A 17,547-nucleotide genomic window follows, 5' to 3' on the forward strand; every position below is an offset into this window, starting at 1 on the left:
TAAAGTGAGGGGAAGTGCATGACAAGGCTTTTGGCTGCCATTCTGACCGCGACGCTGGCACTTTCTGCGCCTGTTGCGGCAGTCGCCGGCAGCGCTTCCCTCGTGCTCGATGCCCGCACCGGCAAGATCCTTGCGTCCGAAAATGGCGACACGCTGAACCATCCGGCATCGCTGACGAAGATGATGACGCTCTATCTCACCTTCGAGGCGCTCAATCGCGGCAAGCTCACCTGGGACACGCCGGTCACGATGTCGAAATATGCGGCCTCCCGTCCGCCGACGAAGCTCGGCGTGAAGCCGGGCGGGACGATCACCGTGCGTGAGGCGGTCTATGGCATGATCGTCAAATCGGCCAACGATGCTGCTGCCGCCATCGGTGAAAAGCTCGGTGGTTCGGAAAGCAATTTCGCCAGGCTCATGACCCAGAAGGCCCGCCAGCTCGGCATGAGCCGCACGGTCTTCGTCAATGCATCCGGCCTGCCGGACAAGCGCCAGATCACGACGGCGCGCGACATGTCCATGCTCGCCGTGGCACTGATGAAGAACTATCCCAGCGAATATCGCCTCTTCTCCATCGTGAGCTTCAATTTCCGTGGCCAGACTATCCGCGGCCACAACAATCTCATGTACCGCTACCAGGGAATGGATGGCATCAAGACCGGCTATACCAATGCCTCCGGCTTCAACATCGTCAGCGCCGTGAAGGACGGCAACCGGCGCGTGATCGGCGTGGTGCTCGGCGGCCGCACGGCCCGCAGCCGCGACGCCAAGATGGCAGCACTCTTCGATCGTTATATGGGCCGCGCGTCCTCTTCCGGCGGTGCAAAACTGGTCGCGAGCATGAATGCCAAGGAACAGGTCGAGGTAGCCTCGGCCGCTGACGACACCGATGTTCCGGTGCCGGCGAATGCGCCGCGCGTCGCCGACGCAGCATCCGCGCCGAAGGCGCTTGGTTTTGCTGATGACAGCGTGATCCCGCTGGAGCGTCCGGCGGCAATGGATGAGATCATGAATGCCGGCAAGGCGCAGAAAGCATCGGCTGGCAAGGCAGGTGGCTGGCAGATCCAGATTTCCGCGGCCCCGAGCGCGGATGCTGCCCGTGCGCTTCTTGCGCAGGCTAAGTCCGAGGCCGGTGCGCCGCTCGTTTCCGCCTCGCCTTACACGGAAGCTGTCGGCAAGGGCGCCAATGCGGTTTACCGCGCCCGTTTCGTCGGCTTCCAGAGCAAGGAAGACGCCACGTCTGCCTGCGACGCCCTGAAGAAGCGCTCCTATGACTGCATGCTCCTGCCGGACCAGGGCTGAGCTGCACGCTCTGGACAATTTGCGGGAATCGGCGCTCTCCTCATAAACAAAAGGAGAACGTCATGCTGCAGCGCCTTGCCGATCAGTTCGAGATATCATCGTCCGCCTACGCCGCCACTAACGACATCGCGCGCGATGCCGACTGGTTTCTGCTGAAACTGCAGGAGGAGATGGGTGAACTGACGCAGGCCTGGAACCGCCTGACCGGCCGCGGCCGTGCCAAGGGGCGCTCGCCCAAGGAGATGGAACGCGACCTCGCCGACGAGACCGCCGACATCCTCGGCCATGTCCTGCTCTTCGCCCGCCGCCACGATATCGACCTCGCTGCGGCAATCGAGCGGAAATGGAAATTCAGGCCGGAGGCCTGATCCGTTTGCTTATCAGTTGGCGGCGACCTTGCGCCGGTAGAATTTGCTGTCCACCGCCATGAGCGGAAATGCCGGCGGCAGGTCTTTGCCGGCGATCTCGGAAAAACCGTTCTTTTCGTAAAACCGGTGTGCGGCAAGGAATTTGTCGGTCGTGCCGAGGAAGATGTCGGTCAGGCCAACTTCGCTCGCATGGGCAAAGAGAGCTTCCAGTAGCCGGGCGGCGACGCCGTGCTCGCTGCCCCGCACCTCGGCGGCAACGAACATCTTCCGGAGAGCCGCCTGATTGTTGCCTATGTCCTTGAGGCCGACCGTGCCGACGACGTCGCCGTCCTTCACTGCAACCCAGAACTGGCCCTTGCCTGACTGGTAAAAGTCGGGAATGACGCGCAGGTCCGGCTGCGCGTCAGCGGTGATGTCGATGTCGAATTCTTCGCGCTGGATCGGCAGGATGACCGAGATCACGCCATCGGCATCGTCACGGGCGAAGGTTCTGATTTCGATTTCGACCATGACAGCACCGCCTCAGGCCTGCGTGCCGCCGACGGTGACCTGATCCATACGCAGATGCGGCTGGCCGACGCCGACAGGCACCCACTGGCCGCCCTTGCCGCAGTTGCCGATACCGGTATCGAGCTTCATGTCGTTGCCGATCATCGATACGCGCTTCATTGCATCCGGACCGTTGCCGATCAGCATGGCGCCCTTGATTGGTGCGCCGATCCTGCCGTTTTCAATGAGATAGGCCTCGGTGCAGCCGAAGACGAATTTGCCTGATGTGATGTCCACCTGACCACCGCCGAAGGAGAYGGCGTAGACACCCTTCTTGACCGAAGCGATGATTTCTTCCGGCGTCTTGTCGCCGCCGAGCATGTAGGTATTGGTCATGCGCGGCATCGGCACATGCGAATAGCCCTGGCGGCGACCGTTGCCGGTGGGGGCCATGCCCATCAACCGGGCGTTCTGCCGATCCTGCATGTAGCCGACCAGCTTGCCGTTGTCGATCAGCACGTTATAGGCCGAAGGCGTGCCCTCGTCGTCGATGGTGATCGAGCCGCGACGGCTGTCGATCGTGCCGTCATCGACAACCGTCACGCCTGGCGATGCCACCATCTGACCCAGCAGACCAGCAAAAGCCGAAGTCTTCTTGCGGTTAAAATCACCCTCGAGGCCGTGGCCCACTGCCTCATGCAGCATGACGCCCGGCCAGCCGGAGCCGAGCACGACATCCATCGTACCCGCTGGTGCCTCGATCGCTTCGAGATTGACGAGCGCCTGGCGCAGCGCCTCGTCGGCGCCCTGCTGCCAGCTTCCCGTCGCGATGAAATCGCCGAAGCCGATGCGGCCGCCCTGGCCGTAGGAGCCGCTTTCCTGCCGGTCGCCTTCTCCGACCATGACGGAGATGTTGATGCGCGTCATCGGCCGAATATCCTGCACGCGATGACCGTCGGCACGCAGGATATCAACCACCTGCCAGCTTGCCGCGACCGAAGCCGTGACCTGCCGCACCTTGTCATTCTTGCCGCGCAGATAGGCGTCGATATCAGTCAGAACCTTTACCTTCTCTTCGAAGGTCGGCGAGCCGATCGGGTTCTCGTCGGTATAGAGCTTGCGGTTGGTCCGCTGGGGTGCTGCCGCGTAAGAGCCGGAATAACCGCGCGTAACGGCGCCGACCGCGTCGGCTGCCCGCTTCAGCGCCGAGACGGAAAGGTCGCCAGCGTGGGCGTAGCCGACAGCCTCGCCGGCGACTGCCCGCAGGCCAAAACCCTGTTCAGTGTTGAAGCTGCCGCCCTTGAGGCGGCCATTGTCGAAGGTCAGCGATTCCGCCTGCGCGTGCTCGATGAAGAGCTCGCCGTCATCGGCGCCGGAAAGCGCCTCGGCGACATGCTTGCGCATCGTCGCTTCATCGGCATCGAAAAGCGTCAGCAGATCGGTGGTCATGGTCTTTTGCTCCGCAAGAAGAGCGGGAATGCTCAATAGCCGATGTAGGTCTGTTGTACCACGCGAGCAAGCCCTGACGGATCAGGGCAGGGAGTCGTAGCCTTCCGCAAAGCCTTTAAGGTCCACAGGGATGCCTATGCCTTCTTCCGGCGTCTGGAAGACGATGAAGGTTGCCTGTGCGCCGCTGCGGAAAGTCTTCAGGAGCTCGTCCTCGAGAACGACTTCGGCATAGCAGCCATCGGCGAAGCAGCGCACGAAATAGGCGCGGCCGATATCCTTGCCGTCGACATTGAGGCCGAGGCCGTTCGGGAGCAGCACGCCGAGCGGTGCCAGCACGCGCAGGATCTTCGACTTGCGGTCGGCTGTCTTCAGGACGACGACGGACAGGCCGACTTCCRGCCGGTCTTCGGCGATGACGTTCTGCATTAGCGCGCACTGCTCGGTCGAAGCACCAGCCGGCTTGTCGCAGACGACGGACCACGCGCCATGGTTGGACCTCACCGTGCCGGGAGCCGGTGGCTGTGTCTGGCCGGGCGTCACCTGCTCGACGTTCGGCGTCGCAGACGGCGCGGGCTGCTGTGCCGGAGCGGGCTTCGGGGCAGGCGCGGTCGGGCGCGACTGGGCGGGCGTCGGCGGCTGCTGCGCAAAGACGGGGCTCGTCGCGGCGGTCGCGATGCCTGCGGTCAGTACAAAAGACCGCGCGAGGGAACGGAAACCCATGAAAACCTCTGGATATCGAATCATTGCCGCTATTGTTGAAGCTGCCCACAAAAAATGAAAAGCCCCACCCCGTGAAAACCGGGGGACTGCGGCAGAAATAGGACCTCGCCAAAAGAATGTGCAATAGCTGGATTGGCCGCAAAGCCTGTTTTTCGTATGCTGATGAAAAGCTTGCGATGTTTTGCCATGGTTGACGATGCGCTCTTGGAGCAAAAATGCCGCATAGACAATTGCTTCTGCCTGTTGCGGCGGATGCCAAACTGTGGTTTGAAGCGCAGAAGATGGCAAGGATTCTGTGTCCGATTTGATGCAGATCAGCGCTCGAGGGAGATTACAAGGTGATTAAGAAGGCTTTTGCAGCTCTGACCGCGCTGGTCTGTCTGCTTTTTGCTTCCGGCACATTTGCCGATCAGCCGATGCCGTGGCAGGCTACGCTGCAGCCGGCAGCAACGCCGATCATGCGGGAGATCCGCTGGTTCGAACAATACACGCTGTGGTTCATCGTTCCGATCACGCTGTTCGTTCTCGTTCTTATTCTCGTCGTCTGTTACAAGTTCCGTGCTTCGGCAAACCCGGTTCCCTCCAAGACGAGCCACAATACGGTGATCGAAGTCATCTGGACCGTGGGGCCGGTCTTGGTGCTTCTCTTCCTCGCCGTTCCCTCCTTCACACTGCTGACCGCGCAGCTCACCCTGCCGGAAAATCCGGATGTGACCATCAAGGCGACCGCGACCCAGTGGCAGTGGAATTACGAATATGAAGGTTCGGGCGAAACGCCGGTTGCCTTCGATTCCTATCTTCTGAAAGAGCCGGATCGCGCCTCTGCAGGCAAAACCGATCTCGCCGTCTATCCGCGTCTTCTGGCTGTCGACAACGAACTCGTGCTGCCGGTCAACAAGACGGTCCGTGTTCTCGTCACCGCCGCGCCGACCGACGTCATCCACGCTTTCGCCATGCCGTCCTTCGGCGTCAAGATCGACGCCGTTCCGGGTCGCCTGAACGAAACCTGGTTCCGCGCCGAGCGCGAAGGTCTCTTCTACGGCCAGTGTTCCGAGCTTTGCGGCAAGGATCACGCGTTCATGCCGATCGCCATTCGCGTCGTCTCCGAAGACAGGTACAAGCAGTGGCTGACCACAGCTGCCAGCGATCTGCCCGGCGCCTACAAGACACTGATCGCCGCTGCCGATGGTTCTGCAAAGACCGTCGATGTCGCTGAAAACGTCGCAAAGTAAGATAGGGGATCGGGACAATGGCTGGACCTTCCGCTCACGACGATCATTCTCATGATCACCACGCTCATGACGCTCATGCGCATGACGACCACCACGATCACTCTCATGCGCCGAGCTTTGCCGACCGCTGGTTCTTCTCCACGAACCACAAGGATATCGGTACGCTCTACCTGATCTTCGCGATCTTCGCCGGTATCATCGGCGGCCTTCTCTCCGTTGCCATGCGCATGGAACTGCAGGAGCCGGGCATCCAGATCTTCCACGGTCTGGCTTCCATGGTTTACGGCTTCGAAGGCGATGCCGCCATCGATGGCGCCAAGCACATGTTCAACGTCTTCACCACCGCTCACGCGCTCATCATGATCTTCTTCATGGTCATGCCGGCGATGATCGGCGGTTTCGCCAACTGGATGGTGCCGATCATGATCGGTGCGCCTGATATGGCTTTCCCGCGCCTGAACAACATCTCCTTCTGGCTGATCGTTCCGGCATTCCTGCTGCTGTGTATCTCGATGTTCGTCGAAGGCCCGGCCGGTGCTTATGGCGCAGGTGGCGGCTGGACCATGTATCCGCCGCTCGCAGTCGGCGGTCAGCCGGGTCCGGCGGTCGATCTTGCGATCTTCGCGCTCCACATTGCCRGTGCCTCGTCCATCCTCGGTGCGATCAACTTCATCACCACGATCCTCAACATGCGCGCTCCGGGCATGACGCTGCACAAGATGCCGCTCTTTGCCTGGGCCGTGCTGATCACCGCCTTCCTGCTGCTGCTCTCGCTGCCGGTTCTGGCTGGTGCCATCACCATGTTGCTCACCGACCGTAACTTCGGCACGGCCTTCTTCGCCCCGGAAGGCGGCGGTGACCCGATCCTCTACCAGCACCTGTTCTGGTTCTTCGGTCATCCGGAAGTCTACATCCTGATCCTGCCGGGCTTCGGCATCGTCAGCCACATCGTGTCGACTTTCTCGAAGAAGCCGGTCTTCGGTTATCTCGGCATGGCCTATGCCATGGTCGCCATCGGCGCCGTCGGCTTCGTCGTCTGGGCTCACCACATGTATACGGTCGGCCTGTCGCTTGACGCACAGCGCTACTTCGTCTTCGCGACGATGGTCATTGCCGTTCCGACGGGTGTGAAGATCTTCTCCTGGATCGCAACGATGTGGGGTGGCTCGATCACCTTCCGCACGCCGATGATCTGGGCGATCGGCTTCATCTTCCTCTTCACCGTCGGTGGCGTGACGGGCGTCCAGCTCGCAAACGCCGGCCTCGACCGCTCGCTGCATGACACCTATTACGTCGTGGCTCATTTCCACTACGTTCTGTCGCTCGGCGCCGTCTTCGCCATCTTCGCTGCCTGGTACTACTGGTTCCCGAAGATGACCGGCTACATGTACAACGAGTTCCTCGGCAAGCTGCACTTCTGGGTCATGTTCATCGGCGTGAACCTGGTGTTCTTCCCGCAACACTTCCTCGGCCTTGCCGGCATGCCGCGCCGCTACATCGACTACCCGGATGCATTTGCCGGCTGGAATTATGTTTCGTCGATCGGCTCCTACATCTCCTTCGTGGGCGTAATCATCTTCCTCGTCGGTGTGTGGGAAGCCTTCGCCAAGAAGCGCGTTGCCGGTGACAATCCGTGGGGTGAGGGTGCAACGACCCTCGAATGGCAGCTGCCTTCGCCGCCGCCATACCACCAGTGGGAACAGCTTCCGCGCATCAAATAAGATGCCGGACCACCAGGCGCCGCAAGATTCTGCGGCGTCTGGCAATTGAGTTATTCAGGACGGAATGATGACGGTTTTCGACAATCACGAGGCTCTTGCGGACGATGGCGATTTTCGCCTGTCGGAAGCTGGTGCGCGCGATTATTTCGAGCTTCTGAAACCGCGGGTCATGTCGCTCGTGGTCTTCACGGCCTTTGCCGGCCTGGTGCTGGCACCGGGTCACATCAACCCGATTCTTGGTGTAATCGCCATTCTTTGCATTGCCGTCGGCGCAGGCGCATCGGGTGCGCTGAACATGTGGTATGACGCCGATATCGACGCCGTCATGAGCCGCACTGCCAAGCGTCCGATCCCGGCTGGCCGCATCATGCCGAAGGAAGCGCTGGCCTTCGGCCTCGTCCTCTCCTGCTTCTCGGTGACGATCCTGGGTCTTGCGGTCAACTGGCTGTCGGCTTTTATCCTCGCCTTCACCATCTTCTTCTACGTCGTCATCTATACGATGTGGCTGAAGCGCTCGACGCCGCAGAACATCGTTATCGGCGGCGCGGCCGGCGCTTTCCCGCCGATGATCGGCTGGGCCTGCGTGACGAACTCCGTCACGATCGAAAGCACGGTTCTTTTCCTCATCATCTTCCTGTGGACACCGGCCCATTTCTGGGCGCTCGCGCTCTTCAAGATGCGGGATTACGAGGCTGTCGGCGTGCCGATGCTGCCGAACGTGGCGGGTGAGCGCACCACCAAGCACCAGATCGTCGCCTATGCTGTGCTGACGGCCATCTGCGCCGTGCTGCCGACCTTCCTCGGCTTTGCCAGTGCCGGTTATGGCGTGGTGGCCGCGGCACTCGGCGCGGTCTTCATATACTGTTCCATCGCCGTCTGGCGTATGCCCGACGGCGATCTCAAGATGATCCCGGCGAAGAAGCTGTTCGGCTTCTCGATCTTCTATCTCTTTGCCGTATTCTCGGCGCTGATGCTCGACCGGCTCGTTGCCGTGCTCGTCTCGTATGCAGGAGGCTCGTTCTGATGGAACTGGTCAAGCTTACCGAAGCGCAGCGCAAATCGCGTCGCAATCGCAACATCGCACTCGGCGTCGTGCTCGCTGGTCTGGTGATCCTTTTCTACGCCATCACCATCGTCAAGTTCCTGGGACATGGAGGCTGATACGATGAGCGATGTCGCCACCGCACCGAAGAAGCCGCGCAATAACGGTGCAGTCGTCTTCATGTGCCTGAGCTTCGTCGTCGGCATGGGCGCTATGAGCTATGCTGCCGTGCCGCTCTATCGCCTTTTCTGCCAGGTGACTGGTTACAACGGCACAACGCAGCGTGTCGATCAGGTCTCTAATGTCATTCTCGACCGTACGATGCGCGTGACTTTCGATGCCAACGTCGCTCCCGGCCTGCAGTGGGAATTCAAGCCGGTCGAGCGCGAGGTCAATCCGAAGATCGGCGAAACCATCCAGGTCAAATTCATCGCCGAGAATCGTTCCAACGAAACTCAGCGCGGCCAGGCGATCTTCAACGTAACACCGGGCGAGGCGGGCGCCTATTTCAACAAGGTGCAATGTTTCTGCTTTAATGAAACAGACCTGAAGCCGGGCGAGAAGCTTGAAATGCCGGTCGTGTTCTACATCGATCCGGAAATTACCAAGGCCGCTGAATCGAAAAGCATTCGCACGGTCACGCTGTCATACACGTTCTATCCCAAAGAGGGTCCGAAGCCGGTGGCTTCGAATGAGAATGGAACGGGACAGACTGAAAAGAAACTTTGATTGAGGAGTGTTTCCGGCGTTGCCGGAAGCGGAGAAGGAAGACACCGGGGATCTGACATGGCCGATGCTCATCAGAAGAATCACGACTATCACATCATAGCTCCGAGCCCGTGGCCGATATTGGCCTCGTTCGGCGCATTCCTGATGGCCTTCGGCGGCGTCGGCTACATGCGCTACCTGAACGGCGGCTCGCTGCATGTTTTCGGTATCGAGTGGGCCCATCCGTGGGTCTTCTTCATCGGGCTGGCTGTCGTTTTCTACGTCATGTACGGCTGGTGGTCCGATACCGTGAAGGAAGCACACGAGGGCGCCCATACACGCGTCGTGTCGCTGCACCTGCGCTACGGCATGATCATGTTCATCGCTTCGGAAGTGATGTTCTTCGTTGCCTGGTTCTGGGCTTATTTCGATGCCAGCCTCTTTCCGCACGAGGCAATCCAGGCTTCGCGCCTTGCCTATACCGGTGGCGTCTGGCCGCCGAAGGGCATCGAGGTTCTCGATCCCTGGCACCTGCCGATCTACAACACCGTCATCCTGCTGCTCTCTGGCACGACGGTGACCTGGGCTCATCACGCTCTGCTGCACAACGACCGCAAAGGCCTTATTCAGGGCTTGACGCTGACGGTTGTGCTGGGCGTGCTCTTCTCCAGCGTCCAGGCCTATGAATATGCACATGCTCCGTTCGAGTTCCGCAATTCGATCTACGGCGCAACCTTCTTCATGGCCACTGGCTTCCATGGCTTCCACGTTCTGGTGGGCACCATCTTCCTGTTGGTCTGCCTCATCCGTGCGTTGCGCGGCGACTTTACGCCAAAACAGCACTTCGGCTTCGAGGCGGCTGCCTGGTACTGGCACTTCGTCGACGTCGTCTGGCTATTCCTGTTCTTCTGCATCTATGTCTGGGGCGGCTGGGGCGCTCCAGTGGCTGCGGGCTGATACGGGCCGGATAGAAATTAAAAAGGCGGGCGCCACTGGCCCCGCCTTTTTCTTTGTCTAGATACCGCCTTTCGTCTTACCGTTGGCCGGCCAGCCTCTCGAAGGCTGTAGGCTCGGGAATGCCGAGATCCAGCTGGTGGCGGATTGCCTCGGCGCATTCGAGCGCCGTCAGCACAGACGTATCGACCTCCATGTCATAAAGGCCGGGGCGATGCACCTCGTCCTGCCAGCGCTGTACCGGTTCGGGAACGGGCACTTCTCCCGTGGCGCGCAGATAGAGCGTCTCGCGCCCTTCCTCCGCGATTTCCCGCCGCTGCATGATCGTCTCGATCGGGCATCTGACGCCGACGAACAATACGGGAAAACCCTCCAGGCGCCGGGCGCAGTCGCCGAGAATGCCGAGTGGCTGCGAATAGCTGTCGTGATGGCCGAGATCGGCCACCACGTTGAGGCCCAATCCGGCGTGAATGGCGATCGATTCGTAGAGCGCTGCATAGAGGAACGGCACCAGTTCCTCCAAGTCCGGCCGCTCGCCGCCCGGCCTGAGCCCGATACCGGGCAGGTAGCGCTTCGGCGTCATGGCATTATATGTATCGACGCCGAAGTTGATCCACGGTCCCTCGAATTCCTCCTGGATCGCGCGCGCGATGCTGGATTTACCGCTTCGCGGCGCACCGTTCAGGATAATGATCTGTCCGGCATGGCTATCGTTGGTCATCAGTCTTCTTCTTCTGTTTGGCGCGAATCGCTGAGGCGAAACCGCGCAGGCATTTCCATTCGGGATGCGAATACTTTATGGGAGAGTTAAGGCAGGCGACGAAAAGCCGCCTGCATGGAGATCGGCATGAGTGAAGATAGCGCGCAATTTCCACCGGTCGACCCGGTCAAGACCGGCATCAAGGGATGCTGCCCCCGCTGCGGCCACGGCCAGCTTTTCGATGGTGTGCTGGGGCTCAAGCCGCGTTGCGCCGCCTGCGGGCTCGACTATTCCTTCGCCGATGCGGGTGATGGCCCCGCCGTCTTCGTCATCCTCATTGTCGGCTTCATCATTATCGGTTCGGTGCTCTGGCTGCAGGTCAATTATGCACCCCCGATCTGGGTTCACATTCTGCTCTTTGCCCCGCTCACAATCATACTCTCCCTGCTGGCGTTGCGCTGGTGCAAGGGAATCCTCATCGCCATGCAATATCGCCACAATGCCCGCGAGGGACGTCTGAGTGACTGACATCGAAAGTCCGGCCCCGCGCCGCAAGCTGCCGGTCTTTACCGGCATAACCGTACTCATCGCGCTCGCCATCCTGATTTCGCTCGGCACCTGGCAGGTGGAGCGCCTTCACTGGAAGGAAGGCCTGCTCGCCGATATCGCCGAGCGCCGAGCCGCAGCCCCGGTTCCTCTTGCGGATATCGAGACCATGGCCGCTCAGGGTGGCGATATCGAGTATCGCACGGTCACCGCGACCGGCCGCTACATCAACAACAAGGAGCGCCATTTCTTCGCCACGTGGCGCGGTCAGACAGGCTATTACATCTATACGCCGCTGCAGCTTGCGGACGGGCGCTATATCCTGGTCAACAGAGGCTTCGTTCCCTACGAGAACAAGGAGCCGGAAATGCGCATGCAGGGTCAGTTGACCGACCAGCAGACGGTGACCGGCCTCGCGCGCGCAAAACTCCCCGGCAAGCCCTCTTCGCTGGTGCCTGACAATGATGTGGCAAAGAACATCTTCTACTGGAAAGATCTCGATGTGATGGCGTCAAGCGTCGACCTCGACAAGGTTGATGTCCTGCCCTTCTTTGTCGATGCCGATTCCACGCCCAACCCCGCGGGCTTTCCAATCGGCGGCGTCACGCAGGTCGATCTGCCGAACGACCATCTGCAATATGCCTTCACCTGGTATGGGCTGGCTGCGGCGCTCGTCGGTGTCGTCGCCATCTCCTGGTTCCGTCCCCGCAAGGGTGCAGCGGAATAGTATCGCTTCAATTCCGACCCATATTGGGTTAGAGGTCCCTGAAGCTTTATCTGGATATGTTATGAACATTGCGGCAAAACCTCCCTTGACGATCAGGCTCTGCGGTCCGCGCGGCTTCTGCGCCGGCGTCGATCGGGCGATCCAGATCGTCGTGCTGGCTCTGAAGGCCTATGGTGCGCCTGTTTATGTCCGCCACGAGATCGTCCATAACCGCTATGTCGTGGAGGGTCTGGAGGCCAAGGGCGCCGTTTTCGTCGAGGAACTTGACGAAATCCCGGCGGAACATCGTGCCCAGCCGGTCGTCTTTTCTGCTCACGGCGTGCCGAAATCCGTGCCCGAGGATGCCAATGCCCGCAATCTCTTCTATCTCGACGCAACCTGTCCGCTGGTTTCCAAGGTCCACAAGCAGGCGATGCGCCACAACCGCCTCGGCCGCCATGTCGTCCTGATCGGCCATGCCGGCCATCCCGAAGTGATCGGCACCATGGGTCAGCTGCCCGAAGGCACTGTTTCCCTCATCGAAACTGTCGAGGATGCGGACGCCTATCAGCCTGATGATGCCGATAATCTCGGCTATGTCACGCAGACGACGCTTTCGGTCGACGATACCGCCGGCGTCATCAAGCGGCTTGAAGAGCGCTTCCCCAACCTGCGGGCTCCGGCCGCTGATTCCATCTGCTATGCCACGACCAACCGCCAGGAAGTGGTCAAGGAAGCAGCCCCCGGCTGCGATCTGTTCATCATCGTCGGCGCACCGAATTCGTCCAATTCCAAGCGGCTTGTCGAAGTGGCGCTCAGGGCGGGGGCGAAGAAGTCTATCCTCGTGCAGCGTGCTTCCGAACTCGACTGGGATGAGATCGGCCCGATCGCTACGCTTGGCCTGTCTGCCGGTGCCTCTGCCCCGGAAGTGATCGTCAACGAGATCATCGAGGCCTTCCGCACCCGCTTCGATGCCCGCGTCGAGCTTGCCGAAACCGTGCAGGAAAACGAGCATTTCCTCGTCAACCGCGAACTGCGCAGCCTTGAACTGACGACGGCCGACATGGCATTCGTGAACGGGGAATGAAGTGAGGGGATCTCCCCTCTCTGTCCTGCCTATCTGACGACACCGGTTCTACAGTGAGATATCTACCTTGGCAGTTTATACCGATATCGCCGAAGACGATCTGAAATGGTTTCTCACCGAATATGATGCCGGCACGTTGCTCTCCTACAAGGGCATCGCCGAAGGCGTCGAGAATTCCAACTTTCTGATGCATACCTCAAAAGCGCCGCTCATCCTGACGCTTTACGAGAAACGGGTGGAGAAGGGCGATCTGCCGTTCTTTCTCGGCCTGATGCAGCATCTGTCCGCCCGCGGCCTGTCCTGCCCGCTGCCGCTCCCGCGCAAGGATGGCGCGCTGCTGGGCACGCTGTCGGGCCGTCCCGCCGCACTCATCTCCTTCCTGGAAGGCATGTGGCTCAGAAAGCCAGAAGCCAAACATTGCCGCGAAGTCGGCAAGGCGCTGGCGCAAATGCATGTCGCCGGCGAAGGTTTTTCGCTGACGCGGCCGAACGCCTTGTCGCTCGAAGGCTGGCAGACGCTCTGGGACAAGTCCGAGGCCCGCGCCGACGAGGTCGAGCCCGGCCTGCAGAACGAGATCCGCAGCGATCTCAATTTCCTGCGCGCCTATTGGCCGAAGGATTTGCCTGATGGCGTCATCCACGCCGATCTTTTCCCCGATAACGTCTTCTTCCTGGGTGACGAGCTTTCGGGGCTCATCGATTTCTACTTCGCCTGCAATGATCTGCTCGCCTATGACGTTTCGATCTGCCTCAACGCCTGGTGCTTCGAAAAGGACGGCGCCTACAACATCACCAAGGGCACGCAGATGCTGGAAGGGTACCAGAGCGTGCGTCCAATGAGCGATGCAGAGATCAAAGCTCTGCCGGTGCTTTCCCGCGGCTCGGCGCTACGCTTCTTCCTCACCCGTCTCTACGACTGGCTGATGACGCCGGAAGGCGCGATGGTGACCAAAAAGGATCCTTTGGAATATCTGCGCAAGCTGCGCTTCCACCGCCAGATTTCCTCGCCCGCCGAATATGGACTGAGCCTATGAAGCATATTGATATCTTCACGGATGGCGCGTGCTCCGGCAATCCCGGGCCCGGCGGTTGGGGGGCGGTCCTGCGCTATGGCGACGTGGAAAAGGAACTCTGCGGCGGCGAGGCGGAAACCACCAACAACCGCATGGAACTCCTGGCCGCTATTTCCGCGCTGACTGCTCTGAAGGAGCCCTGCGAAATCGATCTCTATACCGACAGCGCCTATGTAAAGGACGGAATTTCCAAGTGGATTTTCGGCTGGAAGAAGAACGGCTGGAGGACATCGGATAACAAGCCGGTGAAGAATGCCGAACTCTGGCAGGCGTTGGAAGAGGCGCGCAACCGGCATAAGGTTACGCTCCATTGGGTCAAGGGCCATGCCGGCCATCCTGAGAACGAACGCGCCGACGAACTCGCCCGCAAGGGAATGGAGCCCTTCAAGAAGAGCAAGAAGGCAAGCTGATCAGGCCGCCTGCCGCTGGTCTGCCGCAGCATTCTGTATCAGCCGGTGCATATATTCGAGCTTCGTCACGACAGGCGGTGACAGCACGAAGGGATAGGAATCCGGCTGCCCCATGCTGCGCTGGATCGCATTGATCGCAAGGCTGAGCGGCACCCAGGCGCCGACGAGCTGTTCGGCGCTCTGGGCGCGATAGGGATTGAAATCCACCTCACCAGCAATCTCTTCATGCCCGCGCGGATCGATCGCGATGCCAAAGCTGCGCGCCGTTTCCAGCGTATCGACGATGTGCAGGTAATGTGCGAAGCATTCTGCGAAATCCTCCCAGGGGTGGACGGAGGCGTAGGCGCTGATGAAGCTGTCCTGCCAGCCGGCAACGGGTCCGTTGGCATAGCGGTCCTGCAACGCCGTCCCATAGTCCCGTCGCTCGTCGCCGAAGACGGCGCGGAATTCGTCGAAGCCATCGCGGTCGTGCACCAGCTTGTTCCAGATGAAGTGCCCGGTCTCATGGCGGAAATGGCCGAGCAGGGTGCGATAGGGCTCATCCATTGCCGTGCGCGCCAGCTCGCGGGTCACGTCGTCTGCTTCGGCTGCACGGATCGCGATCAGCCCGTCCTCATGGCCGGTCATGGCCGGTACGACATTGCCGTCATTCTGCACGGTGTCTTCAAGAAAATCGAAAACGAGGCCGCCTTGCGGGTCGTCCTGCCGGTCCGGATGCGGCAGGTTCCAGCGCAGTAGCGAGTAGAACAGGTGGCGCTGCGCCAGGCTGATACGGCGCCAGCGGTCGATACCATCTTGCGTGTCGGTATTCGGCACCAGCCGGTTATGGCGGCAGGCAATGCAGAAATCATTGTTGTCATCGACCAGCCAGTTGCAGATGTCGAGGCCCGCATTGGCGCAGAACTGTACGAGCCGGTTCGGCTCGGAGACGAGCTGCCAGTTCGCCTCGTCGCGCGATTCCAGCGCATGCATGGAAAGATCGCCCGCAAAGAAGCCGAGGCGATGGTTGCAGCGCACGCACTGCCTGTTGTCGAAATGGATGACCTGATCGCAATTGTCGCAGGCAAACAACCTCATGGCAGCCTCCTACAGGCGGGTATGACGGAAAATGCCCGCCGCACATGGGTGCGACAGGCATTGCATGTGCGGATGAAACGAGGCGTCACAGCCGGTCGACAGCGCCCTTCAGCTTGTCCTTGACCTTGCCGCTCGCGACCTGGGCCTTACCCTTGGCTTCCTGCACATTGCCCTTAGCCTGCATTTCGCGGTCGCCGGTGGCCTTGCCGGCAGTCTTCTTTGCCTTGCCGGCCATCTCATTGACCTTGCCGGAAATCTTGTCGCCAGTGCTACCCATGTGTGTGTCTCCTTTCGGATCACGGACGGAGTGTCCGCGCTTGCCGACAGAAAACGCGAGTGACCGAATTTCGTTCCGGAATGATGCGGTCAGGCGTGGCCGGCTTCGGCCGAAAGCATGGCCGGCGTCACGCCCATGCTGGCAAGCGCCCGCTCATACTTGTCATCGAGGCAGCGATCGAAGATCAGCTCCTCATTGGCCGCGCAATTGAGCCAGCCATTGGAGGCCACCTCGTTTTCGAGCTGGCCCGCACCCCAGGAGGAATAGCCGAGCAGCATGGTAGCCCGCTTCGGGCCGCCGCCCTTGGAGATGGCGCGCACGATATCAAGCGTCGCCGTCAGGCAGATATCGTCACTAACGGGGATGGAAGAGTCGCTGATATAATCGTCGGAATGCAGCACGAAACCGCGACCGCTTTCGACCGGCCCACCGGTTTGGATCGGAAACTCACGCGCATCTTTCGGCAGCACGATGGAATCTTCCTGCTTGATCATATCGAGATGCAGCAGAACATCGGTGAAGGTCAGGCTTTGCGGGCGATTGATGACGAAGCCCATGGCCCCTGCATCCGAGTGGGCGCAGATATAGATCACTGCGCGCGCGAAGTTACGATCCTCCATGCCGGGCATGGCGATCAGGAACTGACCGTCGAAAAATCCGCGTTCCCGTCTGTTCTTCAGCGTTGCTAGGGACATGGTTCCTCCTGCCGCCAGACCGCACAAAGGCTCCGACAAGAGAAACATGGGGCAATGTCACAAATCAATCAACTGAAAATGAAGATTTAAATGGGCAGGACTTCTGGCGGCTATTGGCAAGTTTCGATAAACCCTTGTTCCATGAGAGTTATTTCTTTGCTCGCGCGGCCCCTGTTGATTGCAGTCATTTCGGCGGCGTCCGTGCTTCCATTGTTGCGTCAGGCGCATGCGGAAATGAGCGACTGGGCGGAGAACGAAGGTGGCCGCATGCGTCTCGTGGCGCTGCCGCCGGACGCTGACGGCCATATAAAGGCAGGCCTGCAGATCGAGCCGAAGCCCGGCTGGATCACCTATTGGCGTGAACCGGGCAACAACGGCATCCCGCCGCAGGTCACCATCGCACCGCAAAGCGGCGTCACTCTTGACGCCATTTCCTATCCCGCTCCGAAATATATCTCCAGCAGCAAGGCCGAGGATATCGGCTATGAGGCGCCGGTGACCCTGCCTTTGTCGCTGACGGCTTCGAAGGCAGGTCTGGTCGTTCTCGACGCCACCGCCTTCATCGGCATCTGCAAGGATATCTGCATTCCTTTCCAGGCGCAGCTTTCATTGAAATTCGGTGCTGCCGCCCAGTCGCGCCCACAGGAGGAAATGATCCTTCAGAGCGCCGCTGCCCGCCTTCCCGAAGCGCCGTCTGCCGATTTCGAGGTCGTAGCACACATTATGTCGCCCGACCTGAAGCAGCTCTCCCTGAAGATCACTTTGCCGGAGGCGGGAAGCGGCACGCCCGACATCGTCGTTACCGGACCGAGCGGTTATGCGTTCACCAAGCAGATGAATGTTGCGCGCAGCGGCAAGGCCTATTCCACCGACATCGCCATCGGCAAGCTGCCGAAGAACTATGACACCAGCGGCAAGCAATGGCGGGTGCTTATCATCGACGGCGCACGCGCCATGGAAAGCACGCTTGCCTTTGATTGACCGCATCTTAT

General features: G+C 60.3%; 21 protein-coding genes. 14 read left to right on the top strand and 7 right to left on the bottom strand.

Annotation, left to right across the window (positions count from 1 at the left end; all coding sequences use genetic code 11):
• Window positions 1-18 precede the first annotated feature (18 nt).
• Window positions 19-1,302, top strand: a complete 1,284-nt coding sequence (locus AC1D35_RS07880; protein WP_113309865.1) for a D-alanyl-D-alanine carboxypeptidase family protein — start codon at window positions 19-21, stop codon at window positions 1,300-1,302.
• Window positions 1,303-1,364: 62 nt separating this feature from the next.
• Window positions 1,365-1,670, top strand: coding sequence for a nucleoside triphosphate pyrophosphohydrolase family protein (locus AC1D35_RS07885; RefSeq protein ID WP_113309866.1), 306 nt, complete (start codon window positions 1,365-1,367; stop codon window positions 1,668-1,670).
• A 12-nt stretch (window positions 1,671-1,682) separates the two neighbouring features.
• Here the strand turns inward: AC1D35_RS07885 and AC1D35_RS07890 are convergent, their stop codons facing one another.
• From AC1D35_RS07890 to AC1D35_RS07900, 3 genes are all read right to left on the bottom strand, one after another.
• Window positions 1,683-2,180 (bottom strand): GNAT family N-acetyltransferase, encoded by a 498-nt coding sequence (locus tag AC1D35_RS07890; protein ID WP_113309867.1) that lies wholly within the window; start codon window positions 2,178-2,180, stop codon window positions 1,683-1,685.
• A 12-nt stretch (window positions 2,181-2,192) separates the two neighbouring features.
• Window positions 2,193-3,608: a metalloprotease TldD gene (gene tldD / locus AC1D35_RS07895; protein ID WP_477938475.1), complete on the bottom strand. Its 1,416-nt coding sequence runs from the start codon at window positions 3,606-3,608 to the stop codon at window positions 2,193-2,195.
• Between the two features lie 81 nt (window positions 3,609-3,689).
• A complete protein-coding gene (locus AC1D35_RS07900; RefSeq protein ID WP_477938476.1) occupies window positions 3,690-4,352 on the bottom strand; it encodes an invasion associated locus B family protein in 663 nt (220 codons plus the stop codon).
• A gap of 314 nt (window positions 4,353-4,666) precedes the next feature.
• Here AC1D35_RS07900 and coxB point away from each other — a divergent pair, with 314 nt between their 5' ends.
• The 6 genes from coxB to AC1D35_RS07930 all read left to right on the top strand — a co-directional run bounded on the left by coxB (window position 4,667) and on the right by AC1D35_RS07930 (window position 9,988).
• Window positions 4,667-5,560: a cytochrome c oxidase subunit II gene (gene coxB, locus AC1D35_RS07905; protein WP_113309869.1), complete on the top strand. Its 894-nt coding sequence runs from the start codon at window positions 4,667-4,669 to the stop codon at window positions 5,558-5,560.
• A 17-nt stretch (window positions 5,561-5,577) separates the two neighbouring features.
• Complete coding sequence (gene ctaD / locus AC1D35_RS07910; protein ID WP_477938477.1) at window positions 5,578-7,281, top strand: cytochrome c oxidase subunit I; 1,704 nt, start codon at window positions 5,578-5,580, stop codon at window positions 7,279-7,281.
• Between the two features lie 67 nt (window positions 7,282-7,348).
• A complete protein-coding gene (locus AC1D35_RS07915; RefSeq protein WP_113297259.1) occupies window positions 7,349-8,305 on the top strand; it encodes a heme o synthase in 957 nt (318 codons plus the stop codon).
• The gene (locus AC1D35_RS07920; RefSeq protein ID WP_477833527.1) at window positions 8,305-8,442 is read left to right on the top strand and encodes a hypothetical protein; all 138 of its coding nucleotides are present in this window, start codon (window positions 8,305-8,307) and stop codon (window positions 8,440-8,442) included. The genes AC1D35_RS07915 and AC1D35_RS07920 overlap by 1 nt, the downstream gene beginning before the upstream one ends.
• A 4-nt stretch (window positions 8,443-8,446) precedes the next feature.
• Window positions 8,447-9,052 (top strand): cytochrome c oxidase assembly protein, encoded by a 606-nt coding sequence (locus AC1D35_RS07925; RefSeq protein ID WP_113309870.1) that lies wholly within the window; start codon window positions 8,447-8,449, stop codon window positions 9,050-9,052.
• 57 nt (window positions 9,053-9,109) lie between these two features.
• Window positions 9,110-9,988 carry a cytochrome c oxidase subunit 3 gene (locus AC1D35_RS07930; protein ID WP_113297198.1) on the top strand — a complete coding sequence of 293 codons (879 nt, stop codon included), beginning with the start codon at window positions 9,110-9,112 and terminating at the stop codon, window positions 9,986-9,988.
• A gap of 76 nt (window positions 9,989-10,064) precedes the next feature.
• Here AC1D35_RS07930 and AC1D35_RS07935 read toward each other — a convergent pair whose 3' ends face one another.
• A complete protein-coding gene (locus AC1D35_RS07935) occupies window positions 10,065-10,706 on the bottom strand; it encodes a phosphotransferase-like protein (RefSeq protein WP_113309871.1) in 642 nt (213 codons plus the stop codon).
• Window positions 10,707-10,832: 126 nt separating this feature from the next.
• Between AC1D35_RS07935 and AC1D35_RS07940 the strand changes: the two genes are divergently transcribed.
• From AC1D35_RS07940 to rnhA, 5 genes are all read left to right on the top strand, one after another.
• The gene (locus AC1D35_RS07940) at window positions 10,833-11,213 is read left to right on the top strand and encodes a DUF983 domain-containing protein (RefSeq protein WP_113297258.1); all 381 of its coding nucleotides are present in this window, start codon (window positions 10,833-10,835) and stop codon (window positions 11,211-11,213) included.
• Entirely contained in the window at window positions 11,206-11,958 is a 753-nt protein-coding gene (locus AC1D35_RS07945) for an SURF1 family protein (RefSeq protein WP_113309872.1), read from the top strand. Before AC1D35_RS07940 ends, AC1D35_RS07945 begins: the two co-directional genes overlap by 8 nt.
• A 61-nt stretch (window positions 11,959-12,019) precedes the next feature.
• Window positions 12,020-13,024, top strand: a complete 1,005-nt coding sequence (gene ispH / locus AC1D35_RS07950; RefSeq protein ID WP_113309873.1) for a 4-hydroxy-3-methylbut-2-enyl diphosphate reductase — start codon at window positions 12,020-12,022, stop codon at window positions 13,022-13,024.
• A gap of 67 nt (window positions 13,025-13,091) precedes the next feature.
• On the top strand, window positions 13,092-14,057 hold the full coding sequence (locus AC1D35_RS07955) for a homoserine kinase (protein WP_113297194.1): 966 nt from the start codon (window positions 13,092-13,094) through the stop codon (window positions 14,055-14,057).
• Window positions 14,054-14,506: a ribonuclease HI gene (gene rnhA / locus AC1D35_RS07960; protein ID WP_113297193.1), complete on the top strand. Its 453-nt coding sequence runs from the start codon at window positions 14,054-14,056 to the stop codon at window positions 14,504-14,506. Before AC1D35_RS07955 ends, rnhA begins: the two co-directional genes overlap by 4 nt.
• Here the strand turns inward: rnhA and AC1D35_RS07965 are convergent, their stop codons facing one another.
• From AC1D35_RS07965 to AC1D35_RS07975, 3 genes are all read right to left on the bottom strand, one after another.
• Window positions 14,507-15,583, bottom strand: a complete 1,077-nt coding sequence (locus AC1D35_RS07965) for a putative zinc-binding metallopeptidase (protein WP_113309874.1) — start codon at window positions 15,581-15,583, stop codon at window positions 14,507-14,509. It lies immediately after the preceding gene.
• Between the two features lie 85 nt (window positions 15,584-15,668).
• A complete protein-coding gene (locus AC1D35_RS07970) occupies window positions 15,669-15,860 on the bottom strand; it encodes a CsbD family protein (protein WP_113297191.1) in 192 nt (63 codons plus the stop codon).
• A gap of 89 nt (window positions 15,861-15,949) precedes the next feature.
• A complete protein-coding gene (locus tag AC1D35_RS07975; RefSeq protein ID WP_113309875.1) occupies window positions 15,950-16,555 on the bottom strand; it encodes a YqgE/AlgH family protein in 606 nt (201 codons plus the stop codon).
• A gap of 141 nt (window positions 16,556-16,696) precedes the next feature.
• Between AC1D35_RS07975 and AC1D35_RS07980 the strand changes: the two genes are divergently transcribed.
• A complete protein-coding gene (locus AC1D35_RS07980; protein ID WP_113309876.1) occupies window positions 16,697-17,536 on the top strand; it encodes a protein-disulfide reductase DsbD domain-containing protein in 840 nt (279 codons plus the stop codon).
• Window positions 17,537-17,547: the final 11 nt, after the last annotated feature.

Source organism: Rhizobium sp. P1_E6 (assembly GCF_056405875.1).